The sequence below is a fragment of the Candidatus Binatus sp. genome (genome assembly GCF_036567905.1).
Taxonomy (GTDB): domain Bacteria; phylum Desulfobacterota; class Binatia; order Binatales; family Binataceae; genus Binatus.
Window position 1 is genome coordinate 24,217 of the sequence record NZ_DATCTO010000029.1, and the last position, 12,772, is coordinate 36,988.

The 12,772-nt window shown below is 59.2% G+C and carries 14 protein-coding genes; 7 read left to right on the top strand and 7 right to left on the bottom strand.

Translation table 11 applies throughout. The features are described from left to right. Positions 1-52: 52 nt before the first annotated feature. Positions 53-1,093, top strand: a complete 1,041-nt coding sequence (locus VIO10_RS04210) for a hypothetical protein (protein WP_331959828.1) — start codon at positions 53-55, stop codon at positions 1,091-1,093. Positions 1,094-1,101: 8 nt separating this feature from the next. Here the strand turns inward: VIO10_RS04210 and VIO10_RS04215 are convergent, their stop codons facing one another. Further along, on the bottom strand, positions 1,102-2,769 hold the full coding sequence (locus VIO10_RS04215; protein ID WP_331959831.1) for an AAA family ATPase: 1,668 nt from the start codon (positions 2,767-2,769) through the stop codon (positions 1,102-1,104). Between the two features lie 43 nt (positions 2,770-2,812). Continuing rightward, positions 2,813-3,619: a universal stress protein gene (locus tag VIO10_RS04220; RefSeq protein ID WP_331959834.1), complete on the bottom strand. Its 807-nt coding sequence runs from the start codon at positions 3,617-3,619 to the stop codon at positions 2,813-2,815. Positions 3,620-4,124: 505 nt separating this feature from the next. Between VIO10_RS04220 and VIO10_RS04225 the strand changes: the two genes are divergently transcribed. Further along, positions 4,125-4,517: a CBS domain-containing protein gene (locus tag VIO10_RS04225; RefSeq protein ID WP_331959836.1), complete on the top strand. Its 393-nt coding sequence runs from the start codon at positions 4,125-4,127 to the stop codon at positions 4,515-4,517. A gap of 39 nt (positions 4,518-4,556) precedes the next feature. Beyond that, positions 4,557-5,108, top strand: a complete 552-nt coding sequence (locus VIO10_RS04230) for a hypothetical protein (protein ID WP_331959839.1) — start codon at positions 4,557-4,559, stop codon at positions 5,106-5,108. On the opposite strand, the gene VIO10_RS04235 is transcribed toward VIO10_RS04230, so the two are convergent. Then, positions 5,109-6,611 (bottom strand): sigma-54 dependent transcriptional regulator, encoded by a 1,503-nt coding sequence (locus tag VIO10_RS04235; protein WP_331959841.1) that lies wholly within the window; start codon positions 6,609-6,611, stop codon positions 5,109-5,111. Here VIO10_RS04235 and VIO10_RS04240 point away from each other — a divergent pair. Further along, positions 6,602-7,300: a hypothetical protein gene (locus tag VIO10_RS04240; protein ID WP_331959844.1), complete on the top strand. Its 699-nt coding sequence runs from the start codon at positions 6,602-6,604 to the stop codon at positions 7,298-7,300. The two genes, VIO10_RS04235 and VIO10_RS04240, sit on opposite strands and share 10 nt — an antisense overlap. A 68-nt stretch (positions 7,301-7,368) precedes the next feature. Here VIO10_RS04240 and VIO10_RS04245 read toward each other — a convergent pair whose 3' ends face one another. The 4 genes from VIO10_RS04245 to VIO10_RS04260 form a co-directional block, all read right to left on the bottom strand. Then, positions 7,369-7,749 carry a c-type cytochrome gene (locus tag VIO10_RS04245; RefSeq protein ID WP_331959847.1) on the bottom strand — a complete coding sequence of 127 codons (381 nt, stop codon included), beginning with the start codon at positions 7,747-7,749 and terminating at the stop codon, positions 7,369-7,371. Between the two features lie 589 nt (positions 7,750-8,338). Next, positions 8,339-8,674 (bottom strand): hypothetical protein, encoded by a 336-nt coding sequence (locus tag VIO10_RS04250; protein ID WP_331959850.1) that lies wholly within the window; start codon positions 8,672-8,674, stop codon positions 8,339-8,341. Between the two features lie 214 nt (positions 8,675-8,888). Beyond that, positions 8,889-9,623 (bottom strand): hypothetical protein, encoded by a 735-nt coding sequence (locus VIO10_RS04255; RefSeq protein ID WP_331959853.1) that lies wholly within the window; start codon positions 9,621-9,623, stop codon positions 8,889-8,891. After that, positions 9,616-10,224: a papain-like cysteine protease family protein gene (locus VIO10_RS04260; RefSeq protein ID WP_331959855.1), complete on the bottom strand. Its 609-nt coding sequence runs from the start codon at positions 10,222-10,224 to the stop codon at positions 9,616-9,618. The genes VIO10_RS04255 and VIO10_RS04260 overlap by 8 nt, the downstream gene beginning before the upstream one ends. A gap of 465 nt (positions 10,225-10,689) precedes the next feature. On the opposite strand from VIO10_RS04260, the gene VIO10_RS04265 reads away from it, so the two are divergent. The 3 genes from VIO10_RS04265 (at position 10,690) to VIO10_RS04275 (ending at position 12,655) form a co-directional block, all read left to right on the top strand. Further along, on the top strand, positions 10,690-10,821 hold the full coding sequence (locus tag VIO10_RS04265; RefSeq protein ID WP_331959857.1) for a hypothetical protein: 132 nt from the start codon (positions 10,690-10,692) through the stop codon (positions 10,819-10,821). 628 nt (positions 10,822-11,449) lie between these two features. Beyond that, a complete protein-coding gene (locus VIO10_RS04270) occupies positions 11,450-11,992 on the top strand; it encodes a hypothetical protein (RefSeq protein ID WP_331959859.1) in 543 nt (180 codons plus the stop codon). An 84-nt stretch (positions 11,993-12,076) separates the two neighbouring features. Next, the gene (locus VIO10_RS04275; RefSeq protein ID WP_331959861.1) at positions 12,077-12,655 is read left to right on the top strand and encodes a hypothetical protein; all 579 of its coding nucleotides are present in this window, start codon (positions 12,077-12,079) and stop codon (positions 12,653-12,655) included. Positions 12,656-12,772 lie beyond the last annotated feature (117 nt).

A 12,772-nucleotide genomic window follows, 5' to 3' on the forward strand; every position in this document is an offset into this window, starting at 1 on the left:
CCCGCAAGTGCCTCATCACCGGTTCAGCCGTATCGCGCTGCCTGTCCTGCTCGTGGCCATCACGACCGCCTGCGTTGGTTTTGCGCCAGGCACGAAAGCTCGGGCGGCGGCTCTAAATCCGACAACCGATCAGATCCTGCTGGAACCGCCGGGGAGTCCTGGTGTGCCGGTACCGGTGAAGGTCGGTTTGTACATCACCAACCTCGCCGACATCGACGAGGTGCACGAGTGGGTCGAGCTGGATGGCTATTTGATCGTCAGCTGGAAAGATCCCCGGCTCGCCACCGCGCCCGCCGCCAGTAATGGCGCCGACCATTGGCAACGCTATCGCGAAGGGCAAATCTGGACGCCCTCGCTGGAACTAGCCAACGCAGCCGCCCGTCGCGAGCGTCTGTCTTTCAGCATTCTGGCAAATGCGCAGGGTTCGGTCCGCTATGTCGAGCAGTTCGACGCACAGGTCTCCTCCGATTTCCTTTTGAGACAGTTTCCCTTCGATAAGCAGAACCTGCAGGTCATCGTGCAGCCACTTCTTACCGACACAACTCAGCTCAAGCTGAGCGTGGACCGCGTCTCTTCCCGCGTCGGCGAACAGACCTGGGTGGAGTTGCCGGAATGGAAAATCGGAGGCCTGGCAGCGACCGCGGAGACACTCAAGATTCGAAATGTGGTGGGCGATATCCCGCAGATCAGGTTCGATTTGAAAGTGCGACGCAGGGCGGCCTTCTATCTGTGGAAAGTGTTTCTGCCAATTCTGATCATGGTCCTGGTGTCGTGGTCTGTGTTCTGGATCGAGCTGTCGCAGTTCGATTGGCAGGCGAAGATTGCGGTGACGACCATGCTGACGCTGGTCGCGTTTTCATTTGCGATCGAAAGAAATCTGCCGCGGATCGGCTACCTGACTTTCTTCGATGGGGTATTCCTGACGAGCTTTGTCTTTATTTTTCTCGTAATGATCGAGATAACGCTCATTCATGTGCTGCACTTGCGCAAGAGGGAAAGCGCCGCGGCGGCTATTCACTCCGCTTCGCGATGGGTATTTCCGCTCGCCTACTTTGCCAGCATTGCGCTGATGGTCCCGATCTTTCTCATGTAACCAGCTGTCTAAGGAGCTTCATAATTGCGATGCTCGCCGGGCGTACGCTGCGCCAGGTGTTCGAGCGCCTCGTCGATTTCAGTGGCAAGGTATTCGCGCTGCTGGGTGGTGTCGATGCGCAGGTGGTTTTGCGCCGCAATCTCGCGCAGCGGCTCGAACTCGGCGCGCTGGCGCTGGTACACCTCTGGCGTAGCGTCTGACACTTCACCGTGTATCGATCCGCGCCGCTCCAGCCGGCGTATCGCTTCGTCTTCGCTGACTACGCACTCGACGAATAGCACCGCCGCGCCGTGCCGCGCCGCTATCGCCAGCGCGAGCTGCCGATCGGCAGACGCCTTGAACGTCGCGTCAAGGATTGCTCCGCGGCCGTCGCTCAGCAGGCTCTCCGCTTCGCCGAGCATCGCGCCGTAGGTGATTCTCGTAAAGCTGCCGGAATATATGTCCGTGGCGTAATCCGTGCGGACGTGCTCGTGCGCGGTGACCGCTGCCAGGCGCTTGCGGACGCGGTCCGAGTTGATGATTTTGAAGCCTTTGCGATGCTGAAGCATGCGCGCGACGGTCGATTTGCCCGCGCCCGAAAGCCCGCACACCACGATCAGAGCCGGCGATGCGCCGTGCGCATAGCGCCACGCTAGCTCGAAGTAACCGCGCGCGAGCTGGCGGGCGCGCTCGCTTTGCGTGGCGCCAACTTCGCGCTCGAGGCTTCTCAGGCTCTCGACCTTGCCCCGCACGCATGCGCGATAGCACTTGTAGAACGGGACGAACAGCGCAAGCTCTTCGTCGCCGGCGATCGCGGCGTAGGCCTCGACCAACTCCTCGGCGAGCCCAGGCGCGCCCAGCCGCTCGAGGTCCATCGCCAGGAACGCGATCTCCGAAGCGACATCGCCGTAGCGCAGCTGCTCGCTGAACTCGACGCAATCGATCACATCGATTGCGTTTTGGTTGCCCGTAATGCAGATGTGCTCGGCGCGCAAATCGCCGTGGCCTTCGCGCACGCGGCCCGCGCGCGCCCGCTCATTCAATGGCCGCCAATGAGCCGTGATAAAGGCGCGGCAGAAGGCGTCGATCGCCGTGAACTGGTCCTGGCGAAGCGTGTGGCCGATAGAATCCTGGTTCTGCGCGATGTCCTCGATCACGCCGCGCCAGATTGCCGCGGCTGAACCGTAGGTCCATCCACGATTCGACGGCGCGCTCGCGTGAAATTCCGCGATACGCGCCGCAATCGCGCGAATCGTGCGGCTCTCCACCTGGCCCGCGGCAAGAAGCCGATCGAGCATTCGGTCTTCGGGCAGCCGGCGCATCTTGACCGCGTACTCGACGGCTTCGGGATGCTCCACGCGAACCTCGGGTCCGAGCACGAAGCAGTCCGCGCGCTTAAGAATCGCGAACACGCCGAGATACACGCGCGGCGAAAGGCGCGCGTTGAGGCGCACCTCCTCGATGCAGTAGTGGAACCGCTGAGCGAGCCTGGAGCAGTCCAGGAATGCGAAATGAACCGGCTTCTTGACCTTGAAGACCGTTTCTCCGGCGACAAAGACGTAAGATATGTGCGTCTGCTTGAGTTCTACCCGAGCGGGCGAGTCCGGGTAGAACCCCGGCCGCATCATTGCCTCGACCAGCGCCGAGACGCCACCGGCGCGATCTCCGTGAGGCCTCGGCGTCGGGCATGATTCCATCATTTCACCCGGGCCCGCGCATCGTTCCTGGCTGCTCGCCGGCTCAGACTCGTGTGGTCAGCGCCTCAAGCACGTCGCCGGTGGTTATCACGCCGGCCAGCTTGCCATTTTCCAGCACTGGCAGCCCTCCGATCTTCCGCTCGCGCAGCAGGCGCGCAGCCTCCCGAATATCGGTCGACGGCGTTACCGTTATCAGCACTTCGCTCATCGCCTTGCACGCCTCGGTTTGATCCAGGGAGCCGGTGTGCTGGCGGATGTCGCGGTCGGTCACAATTCCGACCGGGACGCCGTCATTGAGGATCGGCACGCATCGAAAGCCTCCCAAGTGCATCTTGGTTGCGATGGCGGAGAGCTTCTCGTGCGGAGTCGCGGTGACCGGGTTTTTCGTCATCCAGGTGCCGACCAGGTCGCTTTGCGCTGGAGTGCAGCGCACGGTCAGCACCGGGCAGGCGGATTCGCGCAAGACGACTTCGGCGATGCTGCCAAGGAAAAAGCGCTTGAAGCCTCGCCGCCCGTGCGTGGCCATTACGACCACGTCGGCGCTGGTCTTCTTTTCGGCACTTAAGATGGTGCCGGCCGGCTCGCCGGTATGGGTCAGGAGTTCGTACTTGATTCCGGCCAGCCGCTTGTGTGCGATCTCGAGCAGCTTGGCGCGAGCAGTCTCTTCCTGCCCCTTGTAGAGGTCAACATAGACCGGCATTCCCGTCGGCGCGATGATCATCGGAACCACGTGCAAGACAAATACAGTGCCGTCGTTCTCGCGGGCGAAATTCGCGGCCGTATCGAGCGCTTGCATCGAGTTATCGTCGAAATCCACCGGGCAAAGAATCCTGCGGAATGGATATGCCATAAGAATGCGCTCCTTCGCGGTCAGGCTGTCACCGCACTCATTCTACAAGCGAATGCCGTGCCATCCCACGAATTTAGTTCTTCGCGGTTCGCAATCACGATTCGATCGCTACCGCGCTGACCTGTATCCGATCGCAGCACTCAGAAACTTCTGTACTAAAGCATTGTTAAGAGAGCATCTGGCAGTCAACTGACGTTCCAATCACTTCAAAAGCTGCTTGGCTCGAAACAGGAATCAAAACAGGAATAACGCCCAGGAGTCATTCAGGAGCCGCGCTGCTCCGGCAGGCACTCAGTTTGGCGAAGCTTTGCGTCGATCATGAAGATGTATCGGTTCGCGTCATTTTGCGAATGTCGATGCGGCTGACGGGCAGGGCGAGACAGGGGGGCGTTCAGCCTGCGGCTCAGAAAAGCCTTCACCTTCATTGCAGTAAGCGCCATCGACGCTTAGCCGCTGATGGCAAGCGAATTGCACTCTCGTCAACTGCCTGCGTCGGAGGACAACCATGCAGATTGTCAACCTGATGACCTCGAGTCCCATCGTAATCAACCCTGACGACACGCTGGCGAACGCAAAGGCCGTTATGGACGACGGCCGGTTCAGGCGTTTGCCGGTGGTGGAGGACGGGCGGCTGGTCGGGATCCTCACCGAGCGCGATATCCGCGAGCACAGGGGCTACCTGGGATCGACGCGGGTGAATGCGGCGATGCGCACCGAGCTCATCACCGTCGCGCCGCATAGCACGGTGGAAGACGCGGCCCGCCTGATGCTGAAGCACAAGATCGGTGGACTGCCGATTGTCGCCGACGGCAAGCTGGTCGGCATCGTCACCACCAGTGATCTGCTAAGGGCGTTCTTATTGGTCGTTGCCGGAACCAACAAGATCATGAACGGCTAAGGGCCGGCTGAGGAGAAACCGAACGCGAAGGGGAATCGAATGAAGCAACGGACCACCGGCAACATCCCCCAAAAGGGACTCACCCGCAGCCTCGACCGCCGCGGCACGCGCTCCAACATGAGCCCGCCCGTCGCACAGAAGCAGCGCGCGCCAGAAGATCCCTCGGTTTGCGACAGCTGTGGGAGCATTTATACCGCCAAAACCTGGCGGCGCAATCGGCCGCTGCCGGCGAAACTAATCAACGCGGCGGCATGGACTATCTGCCCGGCGTGCAAGCAGGCGAAAAGTGGCGAGTACTTCGGCCGGGTCTTGGTGCGCGGCGCGAAAGCAAGCGCAAACCTCGACGCGATCCGCTCGCGGATCGCCAACGTCGAACGGCGCGCCGAATTCACTCAGCCCGAGCGGCGAATTGTCTCCAGTAAATGGGACGGCGCGACGCTCGAGGTGCTGACCACGTCGCAAAAGCTCGCGCATCGTATCGCCCGCGAACTGCAGAAAGCTTTCGGCGGACGCGCGCGTTACACGTGGTCTGACCAGGACGGCGCCCTGACCGCTATCTGGCAGGGTGAAACGCGTCTGCCGCGAACCTGATCATTCGATTCCGTACTTCACGATCTTGGCGTACAGCTTCTTGCGGGAGATCTTCAGCAGCCTGGCTGCCTGCACCTTGTTGCCTTCGGTCGCATCGAGTGCGCGGCGGATAAGGGCGTGCTCGGCATCGGCGAAACTGCCGACCGGATTTCCCTTGGCGACGGGAACGCGTTCGGCGGCGCGCGAACCGGCGATCGACGCCGGCAGGTCCTGCAATCGGATCACGGGCGAGCGGCTGAAGGTGAATGCGGTCTCGATCGCGTTGGCAAGTTCGCGCACGTTGCCCGGCCACGAATACCGCCGCATGGACCCGATCGCTTCGTCCTCGGCCCCCGTGACCGGAACTCCGCGCATCTGCCTTGCGTTGAAGAGCTCAATGAAATGTTCGACCAGCAGCGCAACATCCTCAAGCCGCTCCCGCAGCGGCGGTATATGAATCACGCCCGCCTGAAGACGGTAGTAGAGGTCGTCTCGAAGGCGCCCGGCCTTCACCTCCTCCTGGGGATCGCGGTTGGTCGAGGCGATCAGGCGCACGTCCACTGCAATCTCTCTGGTCGAGCCTACCGGACGCACCGCGCGCTCCTGAATGGCGCGCAGCAGCTTGCTCTGCGTGTCGGCGCTCATCTCCGTGACCTCGTCCAGGAACAGGGTTCCGCCGTCAGCCGCGCGGAACAGCCCCAGGTACTCGGCGTTCGCTCCGCTGAACGCGCCGCGCTTGTATCCAAACAGCTCGCTTTCGATCAGGTCCTTGGGTACAGCCGCGCAATTGAGCGCGACGAACGGAGCCCCCGGCTGCGGGCCGCATTCATGGATGGCGTGCGCTACCAGCTCCTTGCCCGTGCCGCTCTCGCCGACGATTAGAATCGTGCCGCGGGTGACGCCAGCCGCTTCGACCCGGTCGTACAGCTGCCGCATCGTCGCACTGGCGCCGACCATCCCGTGGAACCGGCTGCGAGAATGATATGGAAGCGCTTCGGCCTCGCGTTCGAGCGCCATGATTCGCGCTCCGGAGACGGCGGTCTTCGACCGGAAGTAGGTATCGGCGAGCACGACCATTCGGATATGGCTCAGCTTGTCGAACGACTGGTACGTCTGCCCCGTTAGTGGCGGGAACGACGGAAACGCGGTGGCCGCGCTCTCCTCGAAAAGGTGAATCGAGACGATCAACTCCGAGAATGGCACACCGCGTTCGGCGAGCTGTTCCCCGATTCGTGCGACGTCGGCGGCGAAGGTGTCCATGTCTTTGTCGAGTAGATCCTTCAGCGTGGCATCGAGCTCGCCGCCGAAGGTCTCCATGAATTCCGTCTTGGTCAGCGCGCGGCTGTCGGCAAAATGCAGCACGTAGAGCTGGTGCCAGTGTTCCAGCACGCGGTTGCGATGTTTCTGGATGGACTCCAGGACCGGACGGAGCTCGTCGAGTTCCGTGTCCCACAGCAAGTGAAAATAGCGTGGCCCCCCGCTGGGCAGAGAAGCGGGAGCCGGTGGGTTGGTGTTTGTCTTCATTCGTTGGCTTTCCGGGCGAACTGGCTCCAAAGGCGTCAAACAGATTAAAAACTGCGCTCAGCGGGGACAATTCCTTCTTAACATATGTTCCTCCAAAAACCAAAATCGCCGGATTTCAGCGGCGTTTTGCCCGAGCGGTTGCGTTGGCATGTTTCAAGCAAGAGCTGGGATGCCAAGGTTGCCAGCCGGGCAAATCTATGCTCCAGCAGCACAATCGACCGAAGCTCGCATCAAGCTCCTCGCAGCACAAAGCAAGCCGCAAGTCCGGGCCCCGGCTTGCGCTTGTATCACAGGCGGACCCGGCAGGCAGCGCGGGCGAAAAGCGTGGGGCGATTGCGGTTTTTTCGCGCGACGAATCGGTCGTGAAGATAATTGCCGAGGGGGTGAGCGATTCCTGGGTCATCGCGAAATTTGCCGATCCGTATGATGGGCACGATTTTCTGCTCAAGCCGGACGTCAAGATGGTTGTAATCGACGACGAAGCGCTCGAGGAATCGACCAGCGCCTGGCTTCTTGGGCAAGTGCGAAAACACGCGCTCCACGCACTTGTTGCCTACATCGCCGCGATTCACAGTCCCGAGACCGAACGGCGCGCGCGTGCCTATAGCGTCCAGTACTACACCTCGAAACCGATGGATCGAGAACGCACGCTGAGGGTTTTGCATTCGTTCGAGCACGCGGTCCATTAGGCCGCCAAATAACTGCTGGCCTGGCGCGGCGAACGAAGCCGCTAACGGATAGGCGCTCGCGGGTCGCGTCACTTCTGCTGGATGCTCTCGACGTATCGCGCCATCGATTCGATTCTTTTCTTCACCTCGGCATCGCTTTCGGGCGTGAACTCCTTGCCCGGTTTCTGAAGGGTCGTCCCCCAAAAAGGCATCTGGAGTCGCGCATGCGACGGTATATTCTTGCGCCCGTCGACCGACTCCACGACCTCATCGAAGGGGAATTTTCCGCCATTGTTTTTCGCCATCTGAGTGAGGTCGTTCGGCGGCGGGTTCATCGGAATGGTCAAGCATGTGGGGCCGTCACCCCTGCCGCCAAGCCCATGGCACTCAGCGCAGTGATTTTGGTAATCCCGTATTCCGGACTGCGCTGCGGCGTCCCGGGCGGTCGCCGCGAGCAGCAGGATCAGCAACAGGAACGCAGGCGATGCTTGCGCCGCTGCGGTGAGTATTCTGCTTAGGAGCGGAGTCGCGACGCGATCATCTCGGCCTCTCATTGTGCGGGGTCCTCTCAGCGCTGATTTGAAATCGCGATTATAATCAGCTCATTAGGCGCGCTTTGCGGCTTTTCAGCAACCCTACTAGTGGACGGGAGAGGTGCCCGGGAATCATGATGCCAACGGCACCACTGGGTGACGCGATCGGCTGCATGATTCATTTTCGACCTACCTCTGCCGCCCCCGCCGATAAAAACCCCGAAAAATCTTGTTTGATGAGCGGAAAAATGGTGGATGACCCAGTCCGATGCGTACTGCTCTCCCGTCAACCTGTCAATCGGTTGACAAGGCGGTTGACACTATGGGGCGGTTGACAAGCGGCGGTTGACGCATGGTGTTTGAAGCGCATGGTTCAACAATTAAAACGCTATTATTTCCCGAGATGACGGATGGACGGTTCGTCTTCGCGGCACCGCGGATTAGGTTTTCAGAACGGACAGATGCGATGAAGACCTAAAACACTACCGACAGGGGCGACGTGCACTTGGTCGAGATCGATCAGCCATTAGCTAACGATGTCCCCTTGCGTCGGCGATGCCGTAGCCTGTGCACTCGTAAAAAGGCTGTGACAATGGATTGTCATCGATTCAATGAAGCGGCCATGGTAAATGCCATAAACTTCCCAAGTAACATTGGCATTGTTTGGTTTGACTATATTCAACACCAATCGACCCGGTGCGATTGAGGGTCGCAGCCACGCTAGGTTTTTCCATTGCTGAGCGGTATGGGTGAAGTCGCCCTCCTTGTCGTATGACCAAGTTGCGACGTGACCAGCGTCGATGGCTTTCTTGAACGACGAAAGCAAGTGGTTCGGCTGATCTGTTAGAAAATAGAGTGCCATTGGAGCCTCCAAGAATCTGTCAGACTTTTTTCGCGAATCACTCCAAACGGCCCGTCCAGCAGACTTGAGTGCACATCCTACCGCTTTGGAAGTCGCCCGCGTTACGTTCCCGGTTGATCATGAGAACCGAAAAAGCCGTCGATACTTTGTGCTGCCGTTAAGCCGCTCGTGGATACCAAATTCCGGTTCAGATGGAGTTTTTGGTAAGGACGGCCTAACCTCTTGGTGCTTTGACCCTTTTTTTGCGCTTGCGCGGCATATCGCGCGGCAGTGAGGGCGGTGATTTCTTGGTAGTGGTCGCCATCACAGACGCCCTGACCTTCAGTTTGGACAGCGCCTCGAGAAACTCGAACCATCCGTAGAGACGCCGCGGCTTCAGCCCTGCCGTGGATCTGGGCGAGTTTACAACCAAAATCCAGTCACCGTCCCGTCCCTCCAGCCAGAACGCATGGATGTGATATTGCGGAATGATGAGCAGTCGGACCAGATGCTCTGGCTCTTTCGCTGCTTCGCGCTTACCGGTATCGGTGTGAACATCAATCCACCTGATCGCCCTGTCGATCATATCGGCAATCGGCGAAATTCTGACGGTTTGAAGCGTCCACTGGTCCGAGCCATTATGTCCCCGGCTCACCATGGATCGCGCATAGCCGACCGACCGTCCGCCTTCCCTGCGGATCTGGTGGTGGAAATGTCGCGTATTCTCGGCAAACTCAATGAGTCTCCGATCCGGACGAAGTCCTGCAAGGCCGTTCTGAAGCGCTTGCAGTGCTGAGTGAGTCAACGCCCAGATTTCGAAGGTTTCCGCGAGTAACGGTTGTTTGCCCTTTCCGTGAGTTCCCACCCACCACGTCACTTCGCCCATTGGGTGCTCACGCGACAGACGCTCGCCGATCTGGCTTGCAATCTGCCGGCGCGCTTCCACGGCAAGTTGCTCTGCCCTAGCCAAGACTGAACCCGATTCCGTAATAGCTTTGGGTCCAATTCCCCAAACCATAGGCGGCGAGAACGTCCGCATAGCGCGTCCACCCCGTGCCATAGAGCGGATCAAGAACGAATAGTTCTTGGGTGCTGCTTTTATAGCCGCTGATCAGAGCGACGTGGGATCCGCCTCTGGTCCACAGGAAATACACTTCGATCGGTCTCCTGCCGATACCGATCTCCTGTTTTACAGCATCCCATTCGAAATAGTTGCTCCACTGCGTGCATGGAAGCCCACATTTCTGGTAGACGGTGTTAACGTCCGCCGTAACGTCGCACCCCGCGTCGCCCGGGTTCGGACAGCAGTCTTTTCCGAGAGTTGTCGACGCAACTCGGCAGATCGTCTGCGGAAGCGCCGAATATTTGTCGGGGTAACATTTATTCAGCGCCTGTGTAACCATTGCACAGCAGGCCGCCCAGCACAGCTCTGCGTATGGTTTTTGTCCAGGACCCGGTATCTGCTGTACGTATGGGATCGGCAGCTGCACCACATCTCCCGCAGGTATTTGGCTCGGCTCCGTGTCGACTGGAATCATGGTAGCGTCCGCATCGGCGATCTTCAAAGGCATACCAACGCTCCCTCTTTCCCAGCTGGCCTGCCCTAAGGTCCGTTCTGACTGCCAGCGCAGGGACCCGGCAAATTCCCGTCGGCGTGGAACAGCGTAACCGCACAAAGGTTGCTCAGTGTTCCGTTGGCATCGTACTTGAAAGAATAAAGCCCTGGAGCGAGTATCTCCTGGGAAATTGGAGAAGTTGCGGCCTCAAGGGGCGCCCCACCCGGTTTCGGCGCAGCAGCAGCAGCAGCTTTGCCGGCGCCACCTCCGTAGACTGCCGAGACTAACGAAGCCATAGCGCTGATGGTCTCCGAAACTTTGCTGTCGCCACTTCCCTGCAGCGAAGTCAGCATCCAGCCATCTTGGAGGCTCGCCCCCATAGTTACTGTACCTACCAACCCGGGGCTCTCCGTGACTGCCATCGGGTGCTGCAGGTCGGGAAGATAAATCAGCTTAACCACGTATCGGCTGGTCGAAGCCATGAAGGCTGTATCGCTCGCGGCCGACGGCGTCGTCGCCTGGTTCGTGGTCGGCGCTTCCTTTCCCGATTTACTGGTGCTGGTAGTTGACGGCGCTGCACCCGGCTGCGGCATTGCGCTTGCCCGGTGGTGAGTACCGGACGCTCCTGTACCCGGGCCATTTGGCGGAATCGTCGGAGGAGGACCTTGGTCGCCAGACGAAGTTTCTACCTTTGGCGGCTCAGCCGGCAAGAGCGTTACCAAAAGATACGGCTTCGGCAGATAGTATCGCAGACCGGACGCCTGAGCTGTTGCCGTTGTTCCGTTAGCGTTGAGCGCGGATACAGAGACGCGCGCACAACCCCAGACTAGGACCGCGACGGAAGCCGCGGAAAAAGTTAGAAACAGCCACGCGCGCGTGATGATCTTAGCCATCAGCCGTTCTCCTCGGAAGGTCTTCCGCCGTGCAATCGGAGGGGGTGCGGACTTTCCATTGCGCTTTCGATTGCAGGGTTTATACTGTTGTCACGCAGTTAATGCAACACAGACTATTTGTCAAGATTGGCGCTCGCCCGAGAAGCGCGAGCCCTTTCGTAGCTGAGGCACTGAACTGCAACATAACGCCGCATAGACCACGAGTGCAGATGAACCATCAGCTTTAAGCGCTGCGAGAAGGCTCGTTTGCGAGACAGCTGGAATTGTGATATTGCGAGTGTTTTTCCGGCAGCCATCGCCGCCTGCTCGGGGGCTGTTCTTTCTGGCCACAAAGGAGACTTAGGCATATGAGCACTCAGAAGAAGAGGAAGCGAATGCTTATAGTTCCGGCGTCGACGTCGCTGCGCGAAGCAATCGAGACGGCCCAGGCACACAAAGAAGCGAGTTTCGCCGTCGAGCATGTTGGACAAGTTTACGTGATCGAGGCTACGCAAATGTTCGAGCAGGTCGCACAGAGGTTTGGCAGCGACATCAACCCCCAGTTGGACCGCCGCCACTTGCAAGTGCTTAAGAGCCTGCGGAACTCGACGTTACCCGTTCTCGCGGCCTTCGAACAAGAAGGCATTAGACCGTTCCTCGCTTCGGGACCGCGTGAATCAATGAAGGGCGTAATGGCAGCAGGACGGTTCGCGGTCGCAGAACCGTCGGTACGCCGATTTGTGCTCGATCCATCTGACACCGCCAGATTCAGGGATAACCGCTCTATGCTGAACGCTTTTTCATGCGTGTGGGAGTGCGCGAGCAAATTGCATTACTGGCCATGCGCCGCCGGCGATCGACCGAGTCTGTGCCCAAACGGGAAACCATGGGCTCAGCAGATTACGATTTAGATGCTTCCAGCTTTCTTCAATCGGCTGACGCAGCTCTTCTCGACTAGAGTCCTCATCTCTGGGACCCTCCCAGCGCTACTATTGATGGGCTATGCGGCACTTTTTCTGGCTCTGCTAACTAGACTGCCTATCTCGGACATTTGGAGCGACAAGCCAACTCTTAATTCAGTGCTCGCTCTGCTTTCGCTGATCGTCCTTACTTACTTGTTCGAATCGCTAAAGACTACTTTTACACGCTGGCTGTGCGGCAACGCCGTATGGATACCCAAGTCGCTGACTGAGTACTGGCAAACGAAGCAGGAAAGCAAGCGTCACGATCTCGACAACAGACTAAGGGAGGTTACGGATCAGTTGGCGGAGTGGCCGATAGAGAAGAAAAAGTGGGAGACCGAATTGAATGACCTTGTTACCCATGCTCAGCAGGCGTCGGTAGCTAACGCGACAATAGGAAAGATGAAAGCTAAGGCACGAGCTTACGTCCTAAGGTCCGACAAGAGCTATATTGCAGACGTCAACGCCATGGTCATGGAGCTTTCAGAGGCTTGTAGCACTGCGGCCGGGCGCGATGCGGTCATTGACGCCAGATTCGAGCTCGAAGTGCTCATGGAATCCATAGCCGGAAGTTTGGGCAGCCGGTTAAGTGAATTATTGAGCTTCGCATAATATACTTACAAGGGGAAGAGGTCGGCCTGCTGCCAGAAGGCCATGACCAGGGAGGGTCTGCGGCGCATCCGCTTGAGCGCGCGACGCGCGTGCGCGCTCAACTGCGCGAAGGTGTTG

Excerpts from the sequence above, each read along its gene's own strand:
- VIO10_RS04270 (WP_331959859.1), top strand. The coding sequence starts at position 11,450 with ATGAGCACTCAGAAGAAGAGGAAGCGAATGCTTATAGTTCCGGCGTCG.
- VIO10_RS04275 (WP_331959861.1), top strand. The coding sequence starts at position 12,077 with ATGGGCTATGCGGCACTTTTTCTGGCTCTGCTAACTAGACTGCCTATC.
- VIO10_RS04260 (WP_331959855.1), bottom strand. The coding sequence starts at position 10,224 with ATGCCTTTGAAGATCGCCGATGCGGACGCTACCATGATTCCAGTCGAC.
- VIO10_RS04230 (WP_331959839.1), top strand. The coding sequence starts at position 4,557 with ATGAAGCAACGGACCACCGGCAACATCCCCCAAAAGGGACTCACCCGC.
- VIO10_RS04265 (WP_331959857.1), top strand. The coding sequence starts at position 10,690 with ATGAAGGCTGTATCGCTCGCGGCCGACGGCGTCGTCGCCTGGTTCGTG.
- VIO10_RS04215 (WP_331959831.1), bottom strand. The coding sequence starts at position 2,769 with ATGGAATCATGCCCGACGCCGAGGCCTCACGGAGATCGCGCCGGTGGC.
- VIO10_RS04250 (WP_331959850.1), bottom strand. The coding sequence starts at position 8,674 with ATGGCACTCTATTTTCTAACAGATCAGCCGAACCACTTGCTTTCGTCG.
- VIO10_RS04235 (WP_331959841.1), bottom strand. The coding sequence starts at position 6,611 with ATGAAGACAAACACCAACCCACCGGCTCCCGCTTCTCTGCCCAGCGGG.
- VIO10_RS04225 (WP_331959836.1), top strand. The coding sequence starts at position 4,125 with ATGCAGATTGTCAACCTGATGACCTCGAGTCCCATCGTAATCAACCCT.
- VIO10_RS04220 (WP_331959834.1), bottom strand. The coding sequence starts at position 3,619 with ATGGCATATCCATTCCGCAGGATTCTTTGCCCGGTGGATTTCGACGAT.